This window comes from Pseudomonas allokribbensis, from assembly GCF_014863605.1.
Lineage (GTDB): Bacteria > Pseudomonadota > Gammaproteobacteria > Pseudomonadales > Pseudomonadaceae > Aquipseudomonas > Aquipseudomonas allokribbensis.
Window position 1 is genome coordinate 5,915,375 of sequence record NZ_CP062252.1, and the last position, 23,786, is coordinate 5,939,160.

At 60.8% G+C, this 23,786-nt stretch carries 21 protein-coding genes; 13 read left to right on the plus strand and 8 right to left on the minus strand.

Going from position 1 to position 23,786, the window contains the following annotated elements:
* Positions 1-164 precede the first annotated feature (164 nt).
* Together IF199_RS27270 and IF199_RS27275 are read right to left on the minus strand one after the other, a co-directional pair.
* Positions 165-794, minus strand: a complete 630-nt coding sequence (locus IF199_RS27270) for a response regulator (protein ID WP_003228820.1) — start codon at positions 792-794, stop codon at positions 165-167.
* Positions 795-3,194: a PAS domain-containing sensor histidine kinase gene (locus IF199_RS27275; protein WP_192559129.1), complete on the minus strand. Its 2,400-nt coding sequence runs from the start codon at positions 3,192-3,194 to the stop codon at positions 795-797.
* A 73-nt stretch (positions 3,195-3,267) separates the two neighbouring features.
* On the opposite strand from IF199_RS27275, the gene IF199_RS27280 reads away from it, so the two are divergent.
* Positions 3,268-4,257, plus strand: a complete 990-nt coding sequence (locus IF199_RS27280) for an alpha/beta hydrolase family protein (protein WP_192559130.1) — start codon at positions 3,268-3,270, stop codon at positions 4,255-4,257.
* 49 nt (positions 4,258-4,306) lie between these two features.
* Here the strand turns inward: IF199_RS27280 and IF199_RS27285 are convergent, their stop codons facing one another.
* The 3 genes from IF199_RS27285 to IF199_RS27295 are packed head-to-tail and all read right to left on the minus strand — an operon-like array spanning position 4,307 to position 6,763.
* Positions 4,307-5,074, minus strand: coding sequence for a TerB family tellurite resistance protein (locus tag IF199_RS27285; protein ID WP_102619793.1), 768 nt, complete (start codon positions 5,072-5,074; stop codon positions 4,307-4,309).
* A 1-nt stretch (position 5,075) separates the two neighbouring features.
* A complete protein-coding gene (murU, locus tag IF199_RS27290) occupies positions 5,076-5,747 on the minus strand; it encodes an N-acetylmuramate alpha-1-phosphate uridylyltransferase MurU (protein WP_102619792.1) in 672 nt (223 codons plus the stop codon).
* A complete protein-coding gene (locus IF199_RS27295) occupies positions 5,744-6,763 on the minus strand; it encodes an aminoglycoside phosphotransferase family protein (protein WP_102619791.1) in 1,020 nt (339 codons plus the stop codon). Before IF199_RS27295 ends, murU begins: the two co-directional genes overlap by 4 nt.
* Positions 6,764-6,893: 130 nt before the next feature.
* Between IF199_RS27295 and IF199_RS27300 the strand changes: the two genes are divergently transcribed.
* The 11 genes from IF199_RS27300 to IF199_RS27350 all read left to right on the plus strand — a co-directional run bounded on the left by IF199_RS27300 (position 6,894) and on the right by IF199_RS27350 (position 21,092).
* Entirely contained in the window at positions 6,894-9,707 is a 2,814-nt protein-coding gene (locus IF199_RS27300; RefSeq protein WP_096817900.1) for an LPS-assembly protein LptD, read from the plus strand.
* Positions 9,688-11,004, plus strand: a complete 1,317-nt coding sequence (surA, locus tag IF199_RS27305) for a peptidylprolyl isomerase SurA (protein WP_141401754.1) — start codon at positions 9,688-9,690, stop codon at positions 11,002-11,004. The genes IF199_RS27300 and surA overlap by 20 nt, the downstream gene beginning before the upstream one ends.
* A complete protein-coding gene (gene pdxA / locus IF199_RS27310) occupies positions 11,001-11,990 on the plus strand; it encodes a 4-hydroxythreonine-4-phosphate dehydrogenase PdxA (RefSeq protein ID WP_096817898.1) in 990 nt (329 codons plus the stop codon). The genes surA and pdxA overlap by 4 nt, the downstream gene beginning before the upstream one ends.
* Complete coding sequence (gene rsmA, locus IF199_RS27315; protein WP_096817896.1) at positions 11,987-12,805, plus strand: 16S rRNA (adenine(1518)-N(6)/adenine(1519)-N(6))-dimethyltransferase RsmA; 819 nt, start codon at positions 11,987-11,989, stop codon at positions 12,803-12,805. Before pdxA ends, rsmA begins: the two co-directional genes overlap by 4 nt.
* Positions 12,806-12,918: 113 nt before the next feature.
* Positions 12,919-13,299: a Co2+/Mg2+ efflux protein ApaG gene (apaG, locus tag IF199_RS27320; protein WP_096817894.1), complete on the plus strand. Its 381-nt coding sequence runs from the start codon at positions 12,919-12,921 to the stop codon at positions 13,297-13,299.
* Entirely contained in the window at positions 13,299-14,180 is an 882-nt protein-coding gene (locus IF199_RS27325) for a symmetrical bis(5'-nucleosyl)-tetraphosphatase (protein WP_192559131.1), read from the plus strand. Before apaG ends, IF199_RS27325 begins: the two co-directional genes overlap by 1 nt.
* Positions 14,181-14,213: 33 nt before the next feature.
* Entirely contained in the window at positions 14,214-14,543 is a 330-nt protein-coding gene (gene glpE, locus IF199_RS27330) for a thiosulfate sulfurtransferase GlpE (RefSeq protein ID WP_007959911.1), read from the plus strand.
* 297 nt (positions 14,544-14,840) lie between these two features.
* Complete coding sequence (locus IF199_RS27335) at positions 14,841-16,763, plus strand: PrkA family serine protein kinase (protein WP_096817891.1); 1,923 nt, start codon at positions 14,841-14,843, stop codon at positions 16,761-16,763.
* 205 nt (positions 16,764-16,968) lie between these two features.
* Positions 16,969-18,240 (plus strand): YeaH/YhbH family protein, encoded by a 1,272-nt coding sequence (locus tag IF199_RS27340; protein WP_096817889.1) that lies wholly within the window; start codon positions 16,969-16,971, stop codon positions 18,238-18,240.
* Positions 18,237-19,799, plus strand: coding sequence for a SpoVR family protein (locus tag IF199_RS27345; protein WP_096817887.1), 1,563 nt, complete (start codon positions 18,237-18,239; stop codon positions 19,797-19,799). The genes IF199_RS27340 and IF199_RS27345 overlap by 4 nt, the downstream gene beginning before the upstream one ends.
* Before the next feature lie 63 nt (positions 19,800-19,862).
* The gene (locus IF199_RS27350) at positions 19,863-21,092 is read left to right on the plus strand and encodes a multifunctional CCA addition/repair protein (protein WP_192559132.1); all 1,230 of its coding nucleotides are present in this window, start codon (positions 19,863-19,865) and stop codon (positions 21,090-21,092) included.
* 43 nt (positions 21,093-21,135) lie between these two features.
* Here IF199_RS27350 and folK read toward each other — a convergent pair whose 3' ends face one another.
* Both folK and folB read right to left on the minus strand, forming a co-directional pair.
* A complete protein-coding gene (gene folK / locus IF199_RS27355; protein ID WP_192559133.1) occupies positions 21,136-21,657 on the minus strand; it encodes a 2-amino-4-hydroxy-6-hydroxymethyldihydropteridine diphosphokinase in 522 nt (173 codons plus the stop codon).
* On the minus strand, positions 21,648-22,004 hold the full coding sequence (gene folB / locus IF199_RS27360; RefSeq protein WP_011336216.1) for a dihydroneopterin aldolase: 357 nt from the start codon (positions 22,002-22,004) through the stop codon (positions 21,648-21,650). Before folB ends, folK begins: the two co-directional genes overlap by 10 nt.
* Positions 22,005-22,078: 74 nt before the next feature.
* Between folB and plsY the strand changes: the two genes are divergently transcribed.
* Positions 22,079-22,648: a glycerol-3-phosphate 1-O-acyltransferase PlsY gene (plsY, locus tag IF199_RS27365; protein WP_192559134.1), complete on the plus strand. Its 570-nt coding sequence runs from the start codon at positions 22,079-22,081 to the stop codon at positions 22,646-22,648.
* Between the two features lie 23 nt (positions 22,649-22,671).
* Here the strand turns inward: plsY and tsaD are convergent, their stop codons facing one another.
* Complete coding sequence (gene tsaD, locus IF199_RS27370) at positions 22,672-23,697, minus strand: tRNA (adenosine(37)-N6)-threonylcarbamoyltransferase complex transferase subunit TsaD (RefSeq protein WP_039768071.1); 1,026 nt, start codon at positions 23,695-23,697, stop codon at positions 22,672-22,674.
* Positions 23,698-23,786 lie beyond the last annotated feature (89 nt).

Genomic DNA, 23,786 nt, shown 5'->3' on the forward strand with positions numbered 1-23,786 from the left:
CAGTCACGCAAATCGGGGCGCAGGAGAGAATCGCCTCAGCCGGATGGAAGGCCGGGGGTAGGGATTGCCCTACAAGGATGGCGCGTTTGGACATGTCAGGTGCGAGCCCTGAAGTTCCAGCCGCAGGAACCGGCAAAAGCGCCTGTCGTTATTGGATATGGGCGTTAGAGGAGCTTGTGTTCCATCGCATACTTCACCAGCTCGGCGAGTGAAGTGATGTTGAGCTTCTGCATCAGCCGTGCCTTGTGGGTGCTGATGGTCTTGCTGCTCAGGGCCAGTTGCTGGGCGATGTCGTTGACGTTGGCGCCCTGGGCCAGGCGCTCGAACACGGAAAACTCGCGCTCCGACAACAACGAATGCAGCGGTCGTGTATCGGTCAGGCCGACTTCGAAGACCATGCGGTCGGCCAGTTCCGGATCGATGTAGCGCCCGCCCGCCGCGACCTTGCGGATCGCCGTCAGCAGCAGCGCCGGATCGCTGTCCTTGGTCGCATACCCGGCGGCGCCGACCTTCAGCGCCCGGGCGGCCATCTGCGCTTCATCGTGCATCGACAGCACCAGAATCGCTGGCGGATTGTTCAGTGCGCGGATACGCGGAATCGCTTCCAGCCCGTTGACCCCGGGCATGGAAATATCCAGCAGCACCACCTCGCACGGCACGCTGCGCAGGGTTTCGAGCAACTGCTCGCCATTGCTCGCCTCCCCCACCACTTGCAGATCCTTGGCCAGGCCGATCAATTGCTTGATGCCTTCGCGAACGATGGTGTGGTCTTCGGCTACCAGTACACGGATCACTTACTTCTCCTCATCCAATGGCACCCGCACGCTCAGTGTGGTGCCCTCGCCCGGTTCGCTGTCGAGTGACAACTGACCGCCCATGATCAACACCCGCTCACGCATGCCCACCAGCCCAAAGGATGTTGGCCTGCCCGCAGCGGCGACAAATCCTACGCCATCATCGCTGACTGTCAGACACAAATCGGCGCCTTCGAGCGCCAGCGTCAGTTCCACAGTATGCGCCTGGGCATGGCGCATGACGTTGGTCAGCGCTTCCTGAAGGATGCGGAACAGGCCAATGGCCTTGGCATCGCTCAGCGGCGGCAGATTGTCCGGCACCTGCACCAGACACGGAATCTGCGTACGCGCCTCGAATCGCCGGGCCTGCCACTCGATCGCCGAGGCAATCCCGGCATCGAGGATCGGCGGGCGCAATGCCGTTGCCACATCGCGCACCAACTGGAACAACTGCGCAATCAGGCGCTTCATGCTGTTCAGGCGTTCGTTCAGACCCGGGTCGAGTTGCGCGTAGGCCAGTTCGCACATCGATGTCTCCAGTTTCAGCACCGTCAACATCTGCCCCAGCTCATCGTGAACCTCGCGGGCAATGCGTGCTTTTTCCTCTTCCCGCACGCTTTCGAGATGCGCCGACAGCTCGCGCAGTTGTTCGCGCGATGCCGCCAGTTCCAGTTCGATGCGTTTGCTTTCGGTGATGTCCCAGACGATGCCGTCCCAGACGAAGGCGCCGTCCTCCAGTTGCCGAGTGATGGCCTTGATCTCGGCCCAGCGCTGTTCGCCCTGTCGCGTAAGGATCCGCCCCTGCCACGACCAGTCGCTGTCGGTGTCCAGCGCCCGGTCCTGAGTCTGGTGATAACCGGCCTTGTCGTCCGGGTGCACCAGACTGCGCAGGCCCATGTCGCGATGAGCGATGGCGGCCGGCGCGTAGCCCACCAGACTCTCGCTGCCCTCGCTGATGTAGGCAAAGTCGATCTGCCCGGTCACCGGCGCCCGCTCCAGGCGGAACACCAGCCCCGGCACGTTGGCGGCGATGCCCTGCAAGCGCGCCTCGCTTTCCTGCAACGCGGCCAGGGCCCGCCGGCGTTCGGTGACGTCAGTGAGATAAACCACCAGATATTCGCTGTCGCGAAAGCGCAGAAAACTCAACGACACATCCGCCGGCAGGATGCTGCCATCCGCCCGCACACAACTCGTTTCAAAGCTGAGCGGCCCTTCTTCACTGGCCCGGGCGCGTTTCCACAGGTTAAGCCAGCGGTCCATGTGCAAGCCGGGTTCGAAGTCGATCAGCGGTCGTTCGATCAGCGCGCCCTGTGGATAACCCAGCATGTGCTCCGCCGCGCGGTTGGCGTAGCGCACGTGGCTGTCCCAGTTGACCCAGAGGATGCCGACGGTGCTCTGATCGATGGAAAACTGGGTCAGGCGCAGGGCTTCTTCGCTGGCGGCGCGCAGGGCGATGTCTTCCCGGGCGGCGAGCAGGCGTTGTTCAAGGCTGTGTTGCTGGCGCCGCTGCCAGAAGACGATCGCCGCACAACTGAGCAGCAACACGGCGAACAACAGGCTCAGGTTCTGCCAGAACCCCGGCGACTCCGAAAGCCGCGGGTATTTGGGTTGCAGCCATTGGGTGTGCAGGCGTTCCAGATCTTTTGCCGGGATCGCCCGCAAGGCACTTTCGACAATCCCGGCCAGCTCCGGCCAGTCACGACGGGTGGCGACCCGCAGCAGCTGCGGTAGACCGATGTCGCCGACCACTACCAGCCCGGCAAACTCCGGTTCTGTCGACAGCCGCCCCAATTGCGCTTCGTCCACCACCGCGTAAGACGCCTGCTGACTCAACAGCAACTGCAACGCCTGACGCTCCAGCGGCACGCCTTGCAGATTCAGATGGGGATAGTTACCGCGCAGGTAATCGGCGGTAACGCTGGGCATGCGCACGGCGACCCGGGCCTGGCTGTCGAGTTTTTCCAGTTCAACCGAACTGCTCACTTTCTGGTCGCTGACCACCAGTTGCGGCACGCGCATGTAGGGATCGGAAAACTGCCAGAGACGCAGCGAGCCGGGCGTCTGGGTCAGGCCCGGCGCAATATCGATTTCGCCGTCCCGCGCGGCGGCTTCAAGTTGTTCCAGATCGGGGAAGTTGCGCCAGCTGAGTTCGATGTCGAGGGCCTTGGCCATCCATTTCATCAACTCGACATTGGCCCCGGACAGCCGCTGCAAGCGCCGGTCATATTGCGCGTACGGCGCCTGCAGAATCAGACCGACGCGCAATTCATTGTGCTGCGCCAGCCACTGTTGCTGGCCCGTCGACAACTGCGCAACATGGCTCGGCGGCGCAGGCGCGGCCCACCCCATCAAGGGAAACGCCAGACAGCCGATAACCCACAGGCAGCAAAAACGCATCATTGAAATCCCATACACTGACAAATTCTGACCAACCCATTAGGCTGCCGGGATACTTTCTGGCCTGGAATAACCGATGCCCCCTGTCTCTCGCCTGGCAATGCCAGCATTGTGCCTGTCGCTGATCCTGCCTTGTGCGTTTTCCGTCGAAGCCGCCGATCCGGCACCCGCCGCAGCCGCGGAAAAACCCGCCGAAGAAAAACCGGTCGAACGCCAGCCATTGCTTGAGCGTAGTCAGGAAGAAGCCTCGGCACTCGAACGCAAAGTCCCGGCCCAGGAACAGCAACAGTTGCAGGCCGGCAGCGACACTTTCCTCGCGCTGTGGAAACCGGCCAACACGGCTGACCCAAAAGGCGTGGTGATCCTCATCCCCGGCGCCGGTGAAACCGCTGACTGGCCCCAGGCGATCGGCCCGCTGCGGCGCAAATTGCCGGACGTCGAGTGGAACAGCCTGAGTATCACCCTGCCCGACCTGCAAAGCGATGCCATCGCACCGCGCGTGATCGAAGCGCCCGCAGCGCCGAAAACCGCCGATGCAGGCAGCAAGGATTCGACCACTGCCGAACCGATCGAGCAAGCCGCTGGCGGTGAAGCGGATGTGGCGGACAAGGTCGTCGCCGAAACCACCGAAGAACAGGCCAAGGCCGACGCAGAACGAATCTTCGCCCGCATCGACGCAGCGATTGCCTACGCCGAACAGCAAGGCGCGCACAGCATCGTGGTGCTCGGGCACGGCACCGGTGCCTATTGGGCCGCGCGTTTCCTGAACGAAAAGCAGACAGCACAAGTGGAAAAACTGGTGATGGTCGCCGCGCAAGTGCCGCCCAAGGCCAAGCCTGAACTGGCAGAACTGACGCCACTGCTGAAGCTGCCGACCGCCGATATCTTCTATATGGACAAGCCGCTGGATCGCAACGCTGCACTGGAGCGTATGCAGGCCAGCAAGCGCTTGAAGACGTCGGCGTTCAGCCAGGTCGCGCTCAAGGCGTTGCCCGACAACAAGGCCGAGCAGGAACAATTGTTCCGCCGGGTGCGCGGCTGGTTGAATCCGCAAAACCCGGACTGACCGACCGCACAAAAAAAGATCGCAGCCTGGGCTGCGATCTTTTTTTCGTCTAGCGGAAATCCCGCCGCTCGCGAATCAACGTGTAGGCATTGTGCAAGTCGCGAGTTCTTTCAGTTGCCTCGAGTACCTGGGCCGCCGTCGCACCGGTCCCGGCCACCTTGTCCGGATGATGGCGGCTGAGCAGGCGACGATAGGCGCGTTTGATCTGTGCCGGTTCGCTGGTCGCCGACACGCCGAGCAGGCGCATCGCATCCTGGTAACTCACCGCTGCGCTGACGATCGGGCGTTTGTTCGGCTCGTAATCCGCCGCCAGCGCCTGAATCTGGTGAGTCGTCCAGCCCAGCCACTTGCCCCATTGCGCCAGCAGTTCGCGCTCGCTGCTGCCGGCCCGGCCATCGGCCCAGACCATCCGCCAGCAGGCGCGCAACACGCCTTCGGCCGCATGGGGCTGAGCGCTGAGACGCCGCAGATAACCGCGCAGGCGATCCCCGCCGGACTTGCCGCGATTGAACGCAGCAATGGCCCGGCGCTGCGCCGGCTCGCTCATGTCCAGCGCGCGCATCTCCTGACGCGCCTGCTGGATATGACCGTCGGTGACCCGCCCGTCACTCTTGGCCAGACGCCCGAGCAAGACGAACAACAACTCGTCGTTGCGCAGCATCGGCTGGCCGCCGAGTTTTTCCCGCAAATGCCCCCAGCTCTGCAAATGCAGGCGCCGATCCAGCGCCTGCCCCAACAAAGCCCCAAGCATGGCCCCCGGAATGCTGGCGATAGCAAAACCCGCTCCGGCTCCAATCAGAGTCCCTGGCCACAACATATCAGCGACTCGCTTCTATCAAGGTTTCGGCTTCAGCCAGACGCTCGTGCGTACCGACATCGACCCAGTGGCCTTTCAGTCGCTCACCGCTCACCTGCCCGTCCGCCATGGCTTTGCGCAGCAACGGTGCCAGTTTGAAGGCGCCGTCCGTGCAGCCATCGAACAATTGCGGGTGCAGCACAGCGATGCCGCTGTAGGTCAGGGTCGCCGTCTCCGGTTGCCCGTCCTGCACCTGGTCGCCGACCAGACAGAAATCGCCCGTCGGGTGATGGGCCGGATTGTCCGCCAGCACCAGATGCGCCAGACCGGTGATCGGCTGGTGCAGCACGCTGAAGTCGTAATCGGTCCAGATGTCACCGTTGACCACCAGGAACGCTTCGTCACCGAGCAACGGCAAGGCGCGGAAGATACCGCCACCGGTCTCCAGAGGTTCGCCTTCGGGCGAGTAACGGATGCTCAGGCCGAATTGCGAACCGTCGCCCAGGTAATCTTCGATCTGCTGACCGAGCCAGGCATGGTTGATCACGATGTCGCTGAAACCCGCCGCCGCCAGGGCACGCAGGTGGTACTCGATCAACGGTACGCCAGCGGCACGCACCAGCGGTTTGGGGGTGGTCAGGGTCAGCGGGCGCATGCGCTCGCCTTTGCCGGCCGCCAGAATCATTGCCTTCATGCAGTCACTCCGCCACGCAGGCTGACCAGCAGTGCCTGCAGTTGCGCCAATTCCGGACGGCGTGCGATCACCGCTTCTATATAAGAGAAGAAGCGCGGCACATCGCCGAGGTAGCGTGGCTTGCCGTCGCGGTGACAGATGCGGGCGAAGATACCGATGACTTTGAGGTGACGTTGCACACCCATCAGGTCGCTGGCGCGCAGGAAGTCTTCGAAGTCCGGCTGCACGGGGATGTTCAACGCTGCCGCCTGCTGCCAGTAGTTTTCCAGCCAGCCACGTACGCGTTCTTCAGGCCAACTGAGGAAGGCGTCCTTGAACAGACAGGTCACGTCGTAGGTCACCGGGCCGTACACCGCGTCCTGGAAATCCAGCACGCCGGGGTTCGGCTCGCTGAGCATCAGGTTGCGCGGCATGTAGTCGCGGTGCACCAGCACTTTTGGCTGTGCCAGCGCGCTGTCGATCAGCAGATCGCTGACCTGCTGCCACTGCTGCTGTTGCGTGGCGTCGAATTCCACACCCAGTTCGCGTTTCACGTACCACTCGGGGAACAGTTCCAGCTCGCGACGCAACAGCGCGACGTCATAACTCGGCAGCGGTGCCACCATCGGCAACTGCTGAAATGCCAGCAGCGACTGCAAGGCATCGCTGAACAATGCATCGGCATTTTCGCTGTCGATCACGTCGAGATAGGTCTTGTTGCCCAGGTCATTGAGCAAAAGAAATCCACGCTCGAGGTCCTCGGCATAAATTTTCGGCACGTTAATTCCGGATTTCGCCAGCAAAAAGGCGATATCCACGAACGGTTTGCAGTTTTCCTGGGGCGGCGGTGCGTCCATCACGACGAAACTGCGACCGGCGCCTTCCCAACGGAAATAACGGCGGAAACTCGCGTCGCTGCTGGCCGCAGTCAACGTGGCCGGGGGTACGACACCCCAGCCCTGATCGGCAAAAAGGGTTGCCAACTGCTCATCGAGCCAAACTTTCAGGTGTTGCAAGCGTACATCTTGGTCAGGCATTGCAAGGGTCTCCGACGGCGCTAGCCGTCAAGCGGGTCATGCTTTATTATCCAGCATCTTTTTCAGACCATCGAGAGGCGTGCGGCCCACACCGCGGGCAGATGGCACGCAGGAAGCCCGGACTAATAAGATGGCATTGAAATCCCCCGCGTTTCGTAAAAAATTTCCGTTGTTGGTAACCGGCAGTCTGCTGGCTATGCAACCTCTGGCCAGTTCATTCGTTGTCGCCGCCGAGCAGTATGACTGCGCCGTCTCGGCTACGGGCGGCTGGGCCTGTTCGCCAAAGACGTCGGCGGCTGCATTGCCACCGCGTCCGGTGCATGACGGCAGTGCCGTCAGCGCCACCGGCGAAACCCCGGCCGAGAACGGCAGCGTTTCGGACTCCGGTCCCAAACCCGTGCTGGTCACCGAGTCCAAGGGCCGCGGCCTGAAATCCCGTAGCGAAGACTACAGTCACCTCGACTGGGTTCCGCGCGAGAAGCTCACCGCCGCCCAACTGGCCGAGACAGGTCCTTACTGCTCTGGTTCCTATATCGAACCAATTCGTCCTGGCATGAATGACAAGACGAATAAAAGTGACGCCCCGACCTTCATCGGCGCGAAAGCCTCGCGCTATAACACCGAAGATCAGGTCGGTACGCTGGCCGGTGACGTGGTTCTGCGTCAGGGCAGCATGCAGGTCGAGTCCCAGGAAGCGAGCCTCTATCAGGCCGAGAGCCGCGCCGAACTCAAGGGCGACGTGCGCATCCGCGACAATGGTGCGCTGATCGTCGGCGACCACGCCGATGTGCAGCTCGACACCGGTGAAGCGAAAGTCGACAACGCCGAATACGTGATGCACAAGTCGCGCATCCGCGGTAACGCGCTGTACGCCAAGCGCGCCGAGAACGCGATCATCCGCTTGAAGGACGGCACGTACACCACGTGCGAACCGAACAGCAACGCCTGGCAGCTCAAGGGCAACAACATTACCCTGAACCCTGCCACCGGCTTCGGTACCGCGACCAACGTGACACTGCGGGTCAAGGACATTCCGATCCTGTACACCCCGTACATCTATTTCCCGATCGACGACCGTCGTCAGTCGGGCTTCCTGCCGCCGACCATCGGCACCGGCAGCGACACCGGCTTCATGCTGGTCACCCCGTACTACTTCAACCTGGCACCGAACTACGATGCCACGTTGTACCCACGCTACATGAGCAAGCGCGGCATGTTGGTGGAAGGCGAATTCCGTTACCTGACCAAATCCAGCGAAGGTCAGTTCGGCGCCGCGTACCTCAACGACGAAGACACCGATCGCAGCAAGCAGACCGATTACGAAAAAAATCGCTACATGTACAACTGGCAACACAAGGGCGGTCTCGACTCCCGCGTGTTCACCCAGGTTGACTACACCAAGATCAGCGATCCGTACTACTTCCAGGACCTGACCACCGACCAGATCGGCGTGAAGAGCCAGGACTTCGTGAATCAGCAGGGTCTGGTTGCCTACCGTGGCGATAACTACACCGCCATCCTGAATGCTCAGCAGTATCAGCTGGCAACCGTTTCGAACATCACACCTTACGGGCGCCTGCCGCAGATCACCTTCAATGGCAAACTGCCGTACCACCCGGAAGGCCTGAACTTCGATTACGAGACCGAACTCGTTCGCTTTGACCGCGATCTGAAAACCGGTGACTTCGTCAACGAAGACGGCACTGTCTCTCCGCGACTGGATACCAACGTGACCGGCCTGGCTCGTGCCAACGGTGATCGCCTGAATCTGAAGCCTGGCGTCAGCCTGCCGCTGAACTGGACGTATGGCTTCCTCAAGCCATCGCTCAAGTACCAGTACACCCAGTACCAACTGGACCTGGACGGCCAGGGCAAAAGCGACATCGTTGCCCAGAAGGCATTCGCTGCAGCGAACGGCGCCCGATACGTCAACGGTAATTTTGGCAGCAACCAAAACCGTGGCGTGCCGATCGCCAGCATCGACAGCGGCCTGTACTTCGACCGCAACACGTCGTTCTTTGGCAAGAACTACCGCCAGACCCTGGAACCGCGCCTGTTCTACCTCTATGTACCTGAGGTGGATCAAGAAGACATTCCAGTGTTCGACACCAGCGAATACACCTTCAACTATTCCTCGCTGTTCCGTGACAACCGTTTCTCCGGTTCCGACCGGGTCGGCGACGAGAACAAGCTTTCGTTGGGTGTAACCAGCCGCTGGATCGAAGACGACGGCTTCGAGCGTCAACGTATCAGTGTCGGCCAGGCCTTGTACTTCAAGGATCGCGAAGTCCAACTGCCAGGTATCGATCCAAAGACCCGCGACGATGCGCATTCCAACGTTTCGCCTTATGCGCTGGAATACGAATACCGCTGGAACCGCGACTGGCGCACCACTGCCGACTACAACTGGGATCCGGACAGCCGCAGCCCACGTTCCGGCAGCGCGATGTTCCACTACCAGCCTGAAGACAACCCGAACAAGGTGGTCAACCTCGGTTATCGCTATCGCAACGACCAGGTTCGTTACGACCAGAACACCGGCAAATGGTCGGTGGGTGGTGGCGACTACGGCACCCCGGGCCAGCCTGGCTACGTGAAGGACTACTACAAGATCCAGCAGCATGACTTCTCGGTCATCTGGCCGATCGTTCCACAGTGGAGCGCAATCAGCCGCTGGCAGTACGACTACAACCGCAACCGTACACTGGAAGCCTTCGGTGGTTTCGAGTACGACAACTGCTGCTGGAAACTGCGCCTGATCAACCGTTACTGGGTTTCCTACGACGAGTTCAGTCAGGAAGCTCCGCAAAACGAAAAAGGCGACCACGGCGTCTTCCTACAAATTGTTCTGAAGGGACTCGGCGGCCTCACTGGCGCCAAGGTAGAGAGCTTCCTCGACAAAGGCATCCAAGGTTATCGTCAACGTGAAGACCAAGCTTTCTGATTGTCTGCGCCCGCTGATGCTGGGCGCGCTGTTCCTGGGTACCGCGGCCAACGCCGCGGTGCAGTCCATCGATAAAGTGGTGGCCATCGTCGACAACGACGTGGTCATGCAGAGCCAGCTGGATCAACGCGTCCACGAAGTTCAGCAAACCATCGCCAAGCGCGGTGGCGGCTTGCCGCCTCCGGGCGTACTGGACCAACAGGTGCTCGAGCGCCTGATCGTCGAAAACCTGCAACTGCAGATCGGCGAACGTTCCGGTATCCGCATCACCGATGAAGAACTGAACCAGGCTGTCGGCACCATTGCCCAGCGCAACAACATGACTGTCGATCAGTTCCGCGCAGCCCTGGCTCACGACGGCCTGAGTTACGAAGGCGCCCGTGAGCAGATCCGCAAGGAAATGGTCATCAGCCGCGTGCGTCAGCGCCGTGTTGCAGAACGCATTCAGGTATCGGAGCAGGAAGTGAAGAACTTCCTCGCCTCCGACCTGGGCAAGATGCAACTGTCCGAAGAGCTACACCTGGCCAACATCCTGATTCCGACCCCGGAAAGCGCCAACTCTGAAGCAATTCAGAGCGCTGCACGTCAGGCGATGGAGGTTTATCAGCAACTCAAGCAAGGCGCCGATTTCGGTCAACTGGCCGTTGCCAAGTCCGGCAGCGACAACGCTCTGGAAGGCGGCGACATGGGCTGGCGTAAAGCTGCTCAACTGCCACCGCCGTTCGACCGCGAGTTGAGCAGCATGGCTGTCGGCGACATCACTCAGCCAGCACGCACTCCGGGTGGTTTCATCATCCTGAAGCTGCTGGAAAAACGCGGCGGCGAAAGCCAGATGCGCGATGAAGTGCATGTGCGCCACATCCTGGTCAAGCCAAGTCCGGTTCGCGACGAAGCAAAGACCAAGGAACTGGCTCAATCGCTCTATAACCGCATCTCGGCCGGTGAAGATTTCGCCGAACTGGCCAAGAAGTATTCGGAAGACCCAGGCTCTGCCCTCAACGGCGGCGACCTGAACTGGATCGACCCGAACGCACTGGTACCGGAATTCCGCGCCGTGATGGCCAAGTCCCCTCAGGGTCAGCTGTCCAAGCCATTCCAGACCCAGTACGGCTGGCACGTTCTGGAAGTCCTTGGCCGTCGCGCCACTGACAGCACCGAACAGGCCCGTGAGCAGCAAGCCATGACCGTACTGCGTAACCGCAAATACGATGAAGAGCTGCAAACCTGGCTGCGTCAGATCCGTGACGAAGCGTACGTAGAGATCAAACTCCCTGGTGCAGACCAGGCAGCGCAGTGAAACCCAAGCGTTTCGCGCTGACACCCGGCGAACCAGCCGGCATCGGTCCCGACCTGTGCCTGCTGCTCGCCTCGCAAGCCCAGCCACATCCCCTGATTGCCATCACCAGCCGCGACCTGCTCCAAGAGCGGGCCGCGCAGCTGGGGCTGGCCGTCAGTCTGCTGCCTGTGTCGCCCGGTCAATGGCCGGATCTTCCGGCGCCGGCCGACAGCCTTTATGTCTGGGACACCCCGCTCAGCGCCCCCGTGGTCGCCGGGCAACTGGACAAGGCCAACGCCGCATTCGTCCTTGAAACCCTGACCCGCGCCGGCAATGGCTGTCTGAACGGCGATTTCGCCGGAATGATCACCGCCCCGGTACACAAGGGCGTGATCAACGAATCGGGCATCGCTTTTTCCGGCCACACCGAATTCCTCGCCGACCTGACCCACACCGCCCAGGTCGTGATGATGCTCGCTACCCGCGGTTTGCGCGTGGCGCTGGTCACCACTCACCTACCCCTGCGCGACATCGCCGATGCGATCACGCCGGAGCGACTGGAACGGGTCACTCGGATTCTGCACGCCGACCTGCAAGACAAATTCGGCATTGCCCAACCGCGCATCCTGGTTTGCGGACTCAACCCGCACGCCGGTGAAGGTGGACACCTGGGCCATGAAGAAATCGACATCATCGAACCCACATTGGAGCGCCTGCGCGGCGAGGGCATGGACCTTCGTGGCCCGCTGCCTGCCGACACTCTGTTTACCCCCAAATATCTGGAGCACTGCGACGCAGTGCTGGCGATGTACCACGACCAGGGCCTGCCCGTGCTCAAGTACAAAGGCTTCGGCGCAGCGGTCAACGTGACCCTGGGCCTGCCGATCATCCGCACCTCCGTCGACCACGGCACCGCCCTGGATCTGGCCGGTAGCGGCAAGATCGACACCGGCAGCCTGCAGGTCGCCCTGGAAACCGCCTACCAGATGGCCGAGACCCGTTTATGACCGAGCAATACCAACACAAGGCGCGCAAACGCTTTGGCCAGAACTTCCTGCACGATGCCGGCGTCATCGACCGCATCCTGCGCTCCATCAGCGCCAAGCCTGACGACCGGATGCTGGAAATCGGCCCGGGCCAGGGCGCATTGACCGCAGGCCTGTTGAACAGCGGTGCACAGCTCGACGTGGTGGAACTGGACAAGGACCTGATCCCGATCCTCAACCAGCAGTTCGCCGGCAAGAGCAACTTCAACCTGCATCAGGGCGATGCGCTGAAGTTCGACTTCAATACCCTGAACGCCGCACCGAACAGCCTGCGCGTGGTCGGCAACCTGCCGTACAACATCTCCACGCCGCTGATTTTTCACCTGCTGAACAACGCCGGTATCATCCGCGACATGCACTTCATGCTGCAGAAGGAAGTGGTTGAGCGTCTCGCCGCAGGTCCGGGTGGTGGTGACTGGGGCCGTCTGTCGATCATGGTTCAGTACCATTGCCGGGTCGAGCATCTGTTCAACGTCGGCCCGGGTGCTTTCAACCCGCCGCCGAAGGTCGACTCGGCCATCGTCCGCCTGGTGCCGCACGCGGTACTGCCGCACCCGGCCAAGGACCATCGCCTGCTGGAGCGCGTCGTGCGCGAAGCCTTCAACCAGCGCCGCAAGACCTTGCGCAACACCCTCAAGCAATTGCTGAGCAACGCTGAAATCGAAGCCGCCGGCGTCGATGGCAGTCTGCGCCCCGAGCAGCTTGACCTGGCGGCATTCGTGCGCCTGGCCGACAAGCTCGCCGAACAGCCCGCACCAACACCCGCTGCCGACTGACAGGCAAGCATTGCGCTCGGGCAGGACACCGCTCTGGTCTCCTGCCCGATACTTGCCTAGACTCAACCCATCGGCGACACCCCGCGTTCCGCTTTGTCCTTAAGGCCTTTTGCATGTCTGATCCTCGTTATCAGGTCGATGTCAGTGTCGTAACTCACTATCTGGCAGACCAATCGCAACCCGAGCACGACCGCTTTGCCTTCGCCTACACCATCACCGTGCAGAACAATGGCGAGCAGCCAGCCCGACTGATCTCCCGGCATTGGGTGATCACCGATGGCGACGGTCATGTCGAAGAGGTGCGCGGCGCCGGCGTGGTGGGCCAACAGCCACTGATCGACGCGGGAAAAAGCCACACCTACAGCAGCGGCACGGTCATGACCACCAAGGTCGGCACCATGCAGGGCAGCTATGAAATGGTCGCCAGCGACGGCAAGCATTTCGACGCAATCATCAAACCTTTCCGCCTCGCCGTTCCCGGAGCCCTGCACTAATGGCGACGTATGCCGTCGGCGACCTGCAAGGCTGCCTCGAACCGCTCAAGTGCCTGCTCAAGCAGGTCGCGTTCGACCCGGCAGTGGATCGGTTGTGGCTGGTGGGTGACCTGGTCAACCGTGGCCCGCAATCGCTGGAAACCCTGCGCTTCCTTTATGGCATGCGTGAATCGCTGGTCTGCGTACTCGGCAACCACGACCTGCACCTGCTGGCGGCGGCGAAAAACATCGAGCGGATGAAGAAGTCCGACACGCTGCGCGAGATTCTCGCAGCGCCGGACTGCGCCGAACTGATGGAATGGCTGCGCCAGCAAAAGCTCATGCACTACGATGAGCAACGTGAAGTCGCCATGGTGCACGCCGGCATTGCACCGCAATGGTCGCTGCGCAAAGCACTGAAGTACGCCGAGGAAGTCGAAACCGCATTACGCGACGACAACCTGTTCCCGGCCTTCCTTGACGGCATGTATGGCAACGAGCCGGCGAAGTGGGACAGCGAGCTCAACGGTGTAACCCGCCTCCGGGTCATCACCAACTATTTCACGCGCATGCGTTTCTGCACCGCCGAGGGCAAGCTCGACCTCAAGAGCAAGGAAGGCCTCGACACCGCGCCACCGGGCTACAAGCCCTGGTTCCAGCACAAGGAGCGCAAGACCCGAGGCCTGCGAATCATTTTCGGCCACTGGGCGGCGCTGGAAGGCAATGTCCATGAACCCGGCATTTCAGCCCTCGACACTGGTTGCGTTTGGGGCGGCAGCCTGACCCTGATGAACGTCGACAGCTTTGAACGGCTGTCATGCAAATGCGACGAACACGGCGGCGTCCTGCCCCCGGTCGCGCCATTGATCACCGAATCCTCGCCAGTCAGCGCTGCGCGTTAGACTGCGTTTTCAGCCGAGCCACAGGAACCCGCCATGAGCGAATTCAAACGTATCCCCCCGGAACAGGCCCAGGCCCTGCGCGAGCAAGGTGCCGTGGTGGTCGACGTCCGTGACCCAGCCACATTCGCGGCGCTGCACATCAGCGGCTCGAAGCATCTGGACAATCATTCCCTGCACGCCTTCATCCAAGGGGCCGACCTCGATGCCCCGACTGTCGTGGTCTGCTATCACGGCAACTCGAGCCAGGGTGCCGCGGCGTATCTCGTGAGCCAGGGCTTCTCCGACGTCTACAGCATGGACGGTGGCTTCGAGCTGTGGCGTACGACTTTTCCTTCGGAAACCGCGCAAGGCACCTCCGAATAATTTTTTTGTAACGTGCAAGCCCCGGCTCCCGTGGGCTCGCGCGGTGGCAGACGAACGGTCTGCCACAACTAATTACGTATCTCGCCTTTACCTCCTGAATTCCCAACTATCCTTAAGCCCAGGCCATCCAAAACAGGGGAGAGCCGGTACACCGGCGCACGGGTCATCGGGAGTGACTTTCGCGGTTGTCGATCGCGGAGGGGTTCTGGGGGGTAAACAACAGCTGCCTTAGCGGCTGCTTGCCAGCATCGACTGAGTGATCCGGCGTCGGCTCCACGTATCGAGCGAGGTGACGTCATGAGTATCTTTAGCCACTTCCAACAACGCTTCGAGTCCACACGCCAGGAAGAACTCTCGCTGCAAGAGTACCTGGAGCTGTGCAAGAAAGACCGTAGCGCCTACGCTTCCGCTGCCGAACGTCTGTTAATGGCCATCGGCGAACCGGAGCTGCTCGACACCTCGACCAACTCGAGGCTGTCGCGAATCTTCTCGAACAAGGTGATCCGCCGCTATCCGGCCTTTGAAGACTTCCACGGGATGGAAGAATGCATCGACCAGATCGTGTCGTATTTCCGCCATGCCGCCCAGGGCCTCGAGGAGAAGAAACAGATCCTCTACCTGCTCGGTCCCGTCGGTGGTGGTAAATCCTCCCTGGCCGAGAAGCTGAAACAGCTCATGGAAAGAGTGCCTTTCTACGCCATCAAGGGTTCACCGGTTTTCGAATCTCCCCTGGGTCTGTTCAACGCCACCGAAGATGGCGCGATCCTCGAAGAAGACTTCGGCATTCCCCGGCGCTACCTGAACACCATCATGTCGCCATGGGCGACCAAGCGCCTGGCCGAATTCGGCGGCGACATCAGCCAGTTCCGCGTGGTCAAGCTCTACCCGTCGATCCTCAACCAGATCGCCGTGGCCAAGACCGAACCCGGTGACGAGAACAACCAGGACATCTCGGCGCTGGTCGGCAAGGTCGACATCCGCAAACTCGAGGAATATCCGCAGAACGACGCCGATGCCTACAGCTACTCGGGCGCGCTGTGCCGGGCCAACCAGGGTCTGATGGAATTCGTCGAAATGTTCAAGGCACCGATCAAGGTGCTGCACCCGTTGCTGACCGCCACTCAGGAAGGCAACTACAACAGTACCGAAGGCCTCGGCGCGATTCCGTTCACCGGGATCCTGCTGGCCCACTCCAACGAATCGGAGTGGCACACCTTCCGCAACAACAAGAACAACGAAGCCTTCATCGACCGGATCTACATCGTCAAAGTGCCGTACTGCCTGCGGGTCAGCGACGAAGTGAAGATCTACGACAAACTGCTGTTCAACAGTTCCCTGGCCAAAGCCCATTGCGCGCCGGACACCCTCAAGATGCTGGCGCAGTTCACCGTGCTGTCACGCTTGAAGGAGCCGGAAAACTCCAACATCTACTCCAAGATGCGGGTGTACGACGGCGAAAATCTCAAGGACACCGATCCGAAGGCCAAGTCGATCCAGGAATATCGCGACTCGGCGGGCGTCGACGAAGGCATGAACGGTCTGTCGACCCGGTTCGCGTTCAAGATCCTGTCCAAGGTCTTCAACTTCGACCCGCATGAAATCGCCGCCAACCCGGTGCACCTGCTCTATGTGCTGGAACAGCAGATCGAACAGGAACAGTTCCAGGCCGAAACCCGCGAGCGCTATCTGCGCTATCTGAAGGAATACCTGGCGCCGCGTTATATCGAATTCATCGGCAAGGAGATCCAGACCGCCTACCTCGAGTCTTACAGCGAGTACGGCCAGAACATCTTCGACCGCTACGTGCTGTATGCGGACTTCTGGATTCAGGATCAGGAATACCGCGATCCGGAAACCGGCGAGATCCTCAACCGCGTCGCCCTCAACGAGGAACTGGAAAAAATCGAGAAACCGGCCGGCATCAGCAATCCGAAGGATTTCCGCAACGAAATCGTCAACTTCGTACTGCGCGCCCGGGCCAACAACAACGGCAAGAACCCGACCTGGCTCAGCTACGAAAAACTGCGGGTGGTCATCGAGAAGAAAATGTTCTCGAACACCGAGGATCTGCTGCCGGTCATCAGCTTCAATGCCAAGGCCAGCAAAGAGGATCAGCAGAAACACAACGACTTCGTTACACGAATGGTCGAACGCGGCTACACCGACAAACAGGTACGACTGCTCTCCGAGTGGTATCTGCGGGTCAGAAAATCACAGTAAACCGCGGCCGGTCAGACCGGTTGTCGTCAGCCCGAGGCTTGTGTGCGCATTTTCTGCTACACAGGCCTCTGGAAGGTGTTCGAAAGGCGGTAGCGAGGTTCAGGCAGCACCCAAAGCGCTTGGGGGAGCGTGTGCGTCCCTTGGCATTCGGTTCAACGCTGCATGACCGCTCGCCCCTTTGCAGGACAGCTTCTAAGGAGCAGTCATGAGCTATGTGATCGACCGACGTCTCAATGGCAAGAACAAAAGCACGGTAAACCGTCAGCGCTTCCTGCGGCGTTACCGTGACCACATCAAGAAGGCTGTCGAAGAGGCGGTCAGCCGGCGCTCCATCACCGACATGGAGCACGGCGAGCAAATCAGCATTCCCGGTCGCGACATCGACGAACCGGTGCTTCACCATGGCCGTGGCGGTAAGCAGACCGTGGTTCACCCCGGCAACAAGGAATTCACCGCAGGCGAACACATCGCCCGCCCACCGGGAGGCGGCGGCGGTCGCGGACCGGGCAAGGCCGGCAACTCCGGCGAAGGCATGGATGAATTCGTGTTCCAGATCACCCAGGAAGAATTCCTCGAATTCATGTTCGAGGACCTCGAACTGCCCAACCTGGTCAAACGCAACCTGAGTGGCACCGATACCTTCAAGACGGTCCGCGCCGGGATCAGCAACGAGGGCAACCCGTCCCGGATCAACATCATTCGCACACTGCGCTCGGCCCACGCCCGGCGAATCGCGCTGTCCGGCAGCAGCCGCGCCAAACTGCGCGAAGCCAAGGAAGAACTGGCCCGCCTGAAACGCGAAGAACCGGACAACTTCGGCGATATCCAGAATCTCGAAGCCGAAATCGAAAAACTCAGCGCGCGTATCCACCGTGTGCCGTTCCTCGACACCTTCGACCTCAAGTACAACCTGCTGATCAAGCAACCGAACCCAAGCTCGAAAGCCGTGATGTTCTGCCTGATGGACGTTTCCGGCTCCATGACCCAGGCGACCAAGGACATCGCCAAACGCTTTTTCATCCTGCTGTACCTGTTCCTCAAGCGGAACTACGACAAGATCGACGTCGTGTTCATCCGCCACCACACCAGCGCACGGGAAGTGGACGAAGAAGAGTTTTTCTATTCGCGGGAAACCGGCGGCACCATCGTTTCCAGCGCGCTGAAGCTGATGCAGGAGATCATGGCAGAGCGCTATCCGAGCAACGAATGGAACATCTACGCCGCACAGGCTTCCGACGGCGACAACTGGAACGACGACTCGCCGATCTGCCGCGACATCCTGATCAATCAGATCATGCCGTTTGTGCAGTACTACACTTACGTAGAGATCACCCCGCGCGAACATCAGGCCCTGTGGTACGAGTACGAACGCATCGCCGAAGCCTTTTCTGACACTTTTGCCCAGCAGCAGCTGGTCTCGGCCGGAGATATCTATCCGGTCTTCCGTGAACTCTTCCAGCGCAGGTTAGTGACATGACCGCCAAAGAGCAGAAGCGCCAACCCATTTCCACCGGCTCCGAATGGACATTCGAGCTGATCCAGACCTACGACCGCGAAATTGCCCGGATCGCGGCCGGGTACGCCCTGGACACCTATCCCAACCAGATTGAAGTGATCACCGCCGAACAGATGATGGACGCCTACGCTTCGGTCGGCATGCCGCTGGGCTATCACCACTGGTCCTACGGCAAACACTTCCTCAGCACCGAGAAATCCTACAGTCGCGGGCAGATGGGGCTGGCCTACGAGATCGTGATCAACTCCGACCCGTGCATCGCCTACCTGATGGAGGAAAACACCATCTGCATGCAGGCGCTGGTGGTGGCCCATGCCTGCTACGGCCACAACAGCTTCTTCAAGGGCAACTACCTGTTCCGCACCTGGACCGATGCCAGCTCTATCATCGATTACCTGGTGTTCGCCAAGCAGTACATCATGCAATGCGAGGAGCGCCATGGCATCGACGCGGTCGAGGACCTGCTCGATTCCTGCCATGCCTTGATGAACTACGGCGTCGACCGCTACAAACGTCCGTACCCGATTTCCGCCGAGGAAGAGCGGCGCCGGCAGAAGGATCGCGAAGAACACCTGCAGAAACAGATCAACGACCTGTGGCGCACCATTCCCAAAGGCGCAGACAAATACAGCGACAAGGACAACGCACGCTTCCCGGCCGAGCCACAGGAAAACATCCTGTACTTCATCGAGAAACACGCGCCGCTGCTGGAGCCCTGGCAGCGGGAGATCGTGCGGATCGTGCGCAAGATCGCCCAGTATTTCTATCCACAGCGCCAGACCCAGGTGATGAACGAGGGCTGGGCAACCTTCTGGCACTACACGTTGATGAACGACCTGTACGACGAGGGTCTGGTCACCGATGGCTTCATGATGGAGTTCCTCACGTCTCACACCAGCGTGGTGTTCCAGCCAGGTTTCGACAGTCCCTACTACAACGGCATCAACCCTTACGCACTGGGTTTTGCCATGTACCGCGACATCCGGCGCATGTGCGAAGAACCAACGGAAGAAGACCGTCGCTGGTTCCCGGAAATCGCCGGCACCGACTGGCTGTCGACCATCAAGTTCGCCATGAGCAGCTTCAAGGACGAGAGTTTCATCCTGCAGTACCTGTCACCCAAGGTGATCCGCGACCTGAAACTGTTCAGCATCCTCGATGACGACCAGAAGGACGATCTGCTGGTGCCCGCCATTCATGACGAGGGCGGCTACCGGATCATCCGCGAGACCCTGGCCGCGCAGTACAACCTCGGCAACCGTGAACCGAACGTGCAGATCTACAGCATCGACCGGCGCGGCGACCGCTCACTGACCCTGCGTCACCAGCAGCACGACCGAAAACCGCTGGGCGACTCCACCGAAGAGGTACTCAAGCACCTGCACCGGTTGTGGGGTTTCGACATTCATCTGGAAACCCTGCAGGGCGACCAGATCATGAAAACCCACCATGTACCGCCCCGCAGCGAACACGGTGAGGGAGATTACGGTCGGCTCGATCTGGCCGTCATTCATCTTTGATCCCGTTCTGGCCTCCGAAAGTCCGGCGCAAGGGTTATCCTGTCGGGCCAACGGAGGTTTTTTATGCAGATTTACAAGGTCGGCGGCGCAGTACGTGATCGCCTGCTGGGCAAACCGGTCACCGATATCGATTGGGTGGTGGTCGGCGCCACCGCAGAAGAAATGCTCGCCCAAGGGTTTCGCCCGGTAGGCGCGGATTTCCCTGTGTTTCTTCACCCGAAAAGCGGCGAGGAGTACGCCCTCGCCCGCACCGAGCGCAAGAGCGGTCGCGGTTATGGCGGATTCACCTTTCACGCCAGCCCCGAGGTCACGCTCGAAGAAGACCTGATCCGTCGCGACCTCACGATCAACGCCATGGCCGAGGACGATCAGCAAAACCTGACCGATCCCTATCACGGCCAGCGCGATCTCGACGATCGAATCCTGCGTCACGTTTCCCCCGCGTTCGCCGAAGATCCCCTGCGAGTCTTGCGTGTTGCCCGCTTTGCAGCTCGTTACGCGGAACTCGGCTTCAAGGTGGCGCCCGAGACGCTGGAACTGATGCGCGAGCTCAGCGAATCCGGCGAACTGGAGGCCCTGACCGCCGAACGCAGCTGGAAAGAGATTTCCCGCGCACTGATGGAAAATCAGCCGCAGGTTTTCATTCAGGTATTGCGCGATTGCGGCGCTCTGAAAGTGCTGATGCCGGAAGTCGATGCCTTGTTCGGCGTACCGCAACCGGAAGCCCATCACCCGGAAATCGACAGCGGCATTCACACGCTGAGCGTGCTTGAGCAAGCCGCCCTCCACCAGCAACCGCTGACAGTGCGCTGGGCCTGCCTGCTGCACGACCTCGGCAAAGGTCTGACGCCGGAAGAGGAATGGCCGCGGCATATCGCCCATGAGCACAAAGGCCTGAAGCTGATCAAAGCCGTCAACGAACGCTTCAAGGCACCGAAGGATTGTCAGGAACTGGCCTTGCTGGTTGGCCAGTACCACACCCACGGTCATCGCGCCCTGGAACTGAAGGCGTCGACCTTGCTGGAATTGCTGCAGAGCTTTGATGTTTATCGCCGACCGCAGCGTTTCGAAGAATTTATCGTCGCGTGCGAGATGGATGCACGAGGCCGCAAAGGACTTGAGCAGCGCAGTTATCCACAGGCCGATTACCTGCGCGGTGCAGCCAGCGCTGCTCGGGGTGTTGCGGTTCAGCCGCTGCTGGAGAAGGGCTTCCAAGGCCCCGAACTGGGCGAAGCGCTCAAGCGCGAACGGCTCAAGGCGTTGAAGGCTTACAAGGAATCAGCGTCTTCCTGAGAACATCTGACGCCATCGCGATGGCTGCTCGCGATGGCGTCAGTCAGCTCAACAGATCTGAAGGCGTGAGCTGAATACCGCGCCATTCAAACCCGACCGGTGCCAACACCTGATCGATTTGCGCCTCGGCCCACAACGTGGCAAAACTTTTTCCCACGCCTGGATGTACCCGATCCGGCGCAATCAGCGACAGCGGCCACAGCACAAAGGCATTTTTCAGAATTTCGGCCCGGGGCAGGATCAGCCCGTCGAAATTGCCTGCCAGCTCGCCGTACAGCAAGACGTCGATATCCAGCGGCAACCCCTTGCGATCCGGGGCATAACGACCGTTATCCGCCTCGATGAATTTCAGCCGACGATCCAGCTCCATCAACGGCAGATCGGTAAACGCCGAGACCACGAAGTTGTAGAAAGGCCCGCTCTTGATCCCCACCGGCTGGCTTTCGAACACCGCCGAACAGCGGATATCCACCAGAAAACCGGCCAGGGCATCCAGACCTGCGCGCAAATGGGTTTCGCGCTCGATATTGCTACCGAGCCCGAGATAGACCTGAGTCAGCGACATCCGCGCTCGATCTCCACGCCCACACCACCCTTGGCGGCCGGGACCGCGCCAGGCTTGGTCAGCTTCAGTCGCACCCAGGTAATCTTGAATTCGTTCATCAGCACTTCGACCAGACGCTCGGCGAAGGTCTCGACCAGTTGATACTGGGATTGCTCGGCAAAGGCCTGGATCCGCGTGGAAACACTGGCGTAATCGAGTGCCAGGGTCAGGTCGTCACCGGCAGCAGCCGGGCGATTGTCCCAGGCGAAGCTCAGATCAAGGCGCAGGCACTGTCGGATGCCGCGCTCCCAGTCGTAGGCACCGATCACGGTGTCGACTTCCAGGCCCTCGATAAACACTCTGTCCAAGCACTTTTCTCCGCTGCACGACAAGGGCGCAATGCGCCGTTAGAATCAGGGCGTCCTCGCCCGGAATAGTTAGCATGTTTTGGTTACTGGCGATCCTCGCCTACCTGCTCGGCTCGCTGTCCTTCGCCATTTTGCTCAGCCGCCTGACCGGAAATCCGGACCCGCGAATGAGTGGCTCGGGTAATGCCGGTGCCACCAACATGCTGCGCCTGGCCGGTCGCAAACTCGCGATCCTGACCCTGCTGGGTGATCTGTGCAAAGGCCTGCTACCGGTGCTGATCGCTTCGGCAGCGGGCCTTCCACTACAGGATCAGGCCTGGATCGGCGTCTGCGCCGTGATCGGTCACCTGTTCCCGCTGTACTTCCGTTTCCGCGGCGGCAAGGGCGTTGCCACGGCGGCCGGCATGCTGCTGGGCCTGTATTCGCCTGCCGCGCTGCTGGCCGTGTGTGCCTGGCTGCTGACGTTCTACCTGACCCGCACCAGCTCGCTGGCAGCGCTGATCGCCACGCCCCTGACCCTGCCATTACTGGCCTGGCAGGAACCGGAGGCGCTGCTGCCGATGAGCACGCTGACGCTGCTGATCGTCTGGCGCCACCGGGGCAATCTACGCGACCTGTTTGCCGGGCGCGAACGGCATTTTTAAATACCGCACGTGAGCGCCACTCATTACAGTGCCGACAACTGCTCCATCGGCCAGCGCGCCTGCACGCTGATCGCCAGGCTTTCCTGCTGGCCAGCCTGCAAACGCTGGCAACCGGCAAACGCAATCATTGCGCCATTGTCGGTGCAGAATTCTGGACGGGCATAGAACACATCGCCCTTCATGTCGCCGAGCATTTTCTCCAGCGATACACGCAACGCCTTGTTGGCGCTGACGCCGCCAGCGATCACCAGACGCTTCATGCCGGCCTGCTTCAACGCACGCTTGCACTTGATGGTCAAAGTCTCCACCACGGCCTGCTGGAACGCCAGCGCGATGTCGCAACGGGCTTGCTCGCTGTCGTCCCCGGCGCTGACGCACTGCTGCCAGGTATTGAGGGCAAAGGTCTTCAAGCCACTGAAGCTGAAATCAAGGCCTGGGCGATCGCACATCGGACGCGGGAAGGTGAAACGTCCTGCGACGCCCTTCTCCGCCAATTTGGCGATTTCCGGGCCGCCCGGGTAGTTGAGGCCCATCATCTTCGCAGTCTTGTCGAACGCTTCGCCTGCGGCGTCATCAAGGGTTTCGCCCAGCAGGCTGTATTGGCCGATGCCATCGACCTGAACCAGCTGCGTATGACCACCGGAGACCAACAAAGCGACGAACGGAAATTCCGGCGGCTTTGGCTCCAGCATCGGCGCCAGCAAGTGGCCCTCCATGTGGTGCACACCGAGGGCCGGAATGCCCCAGGCAAACGCCAGCGCCTGAGCGCACGAAGCACCCACCAGCAAAGCACCCACCAGGCCAGGACCCGCGGTGTAGGCGATGGCGTCGATCTCGGTCGGCACGCAGTCGGCCTCGGCCAACACCTGACGGATCAAGGGCAGCATGCGCTTGACGTGATCGCGCGAGGCCAGCTCCGGCACCACACCGCCGTAGACGCGATGCAGGTCGATCTGACTGAACAATGCGTCGGCCAGCAGACCGCGTTCACTGTCGTATAAAGCGACGCCGGTTTCGTCGCAGGAAGTTTCTAATCCCAGTACTAGCATGGGTTTGCGCCTTGTTTAGGCTGAATTCGAAGGCGCGCATAATAGTCGCCACTGGATGCCCCGACCAGCGGTTTTCGATCAGAGGCTTT

Excerpts from the sequence above, each read along its gene's own strand:
- plsY (WP_192559134.1), top strand. The coding sequence starts at position 22,079 with ATGTTTTGGTTACTGGCGATCCTCGCCTACCTGCTCGGCTCGCTGTCC.
- IF199_RS27295 (WP_102619791.1), bottom strand. The coding sequence starts at position 6,763 with ATGCCTGACCAAGATGTACGCTTGCAACACCTGAAAGTTTGGCTCGAT.
- tsaD (WP_039768071.1), bottom strand. The coding sequence starts at position 23,697 with ATGCTAGTACTGGGATTAGAAACTTCCTGCGACGAAACCGGCGTCGCT.
- IF199_RS27285 (WP_102619793.1), bottom strand. The coding sequence starts at position 5,074 with ATGTTGTGGCCAGGGACTCTGATTGGAGCCGGAGCGGGTTTTGCTATC.
- IF199_RS27300 (WP_096817900.1), top strand. The coding sequence starts at position 6,894 with ATGGCATTGAAATCCCCCGCGTTTCGTAAAAAATTTCCGTTGTTGGTA.
- IF199_RS27345 (WP_096817887.1), top strand. The coding sequence starts at position 18,237 with ATGACCGCCAAAGAGCAGAAGCGCCAACCCATTTCCACCGGCTCCGAA.
- IF199_RS27275 (WP_192559129.1), bottom strand. The coding sequence starts at position 3,194 with ATGATGCGTTTTTGCTGCCTGTGGGTTATCGGCTGTCTGGCGTTTCCC.
- IF199_RS27325 (WP_192559131.1), top strand. The coding sequence starts at position 13,299 with ATGGCGACGTATGCCGTCGGCGACCTGCAAGGCTGCCTCGAACCGCTC.
- glpE (WP_007959911.1), top strand. The coding sequence starts at position 14,214 with ATGAGCGAATTCAAACGTATCCCCCCGGAACAGGCCCAGGCCCTGCGC.
- murU (WP_102619792.1), bottom strand. The coding sequence starts at position 5,747 with ATGAAGGCAATGATTCTGGCGGCCGGCAAAGGCGAGCGCATGCGCCCG.
- IF199_RS27340 (WP_096817889.1), top strand. The coding sequence starts at position 16,969 with ATGAGCTATGTGATCGACCGACGTCTCAATGGCAAGAACAAAAGCACG.
- IF199_RS27335 (WP_096817891.1), top strand. The coding sequence starts at position 14,841 with ATGAGTATCTTTAGCCACTTCCAACAACGCTTCGAGTCCACACGCCAG.
- rsmA (WP_096817896.1), top strand. The coding sequence starts at position 11,987 with ATGACCGAGCAATACCAACACAAGGCGCGCAAACGCTTTGGCCAGAAC.
- IF199_RS27280 (WP_192559130.1), top strand. The coding sequence starts at position 3,268 with ATGCCCCCTGTCTCTCGCCTGGCAATGCCAGCATTGTGCCTGTCGCTG.
- apaG (WP_096817894.1), top strand. The coding sequence starts at position 12,919 with ATGTCTGATCCTCGTTATCAGGTCGATGTCAGTGTCGTAACTCACTAT.
- folK (WP_192559133.1), bottom strand. The coding sequence starts at position 21,657 with ATGTCGCTGACTCAGGTCTATCTCGGGCTCGGTAGCAATATCGAGCGC.
- IF199_RS27350 (WP_192559132.1), top strand. The coding sequence starts at position 19,863 with ATGCAGATTTACAAGGTCGGCGGCGCAGTACGTGATCGCCTGCTGGGC.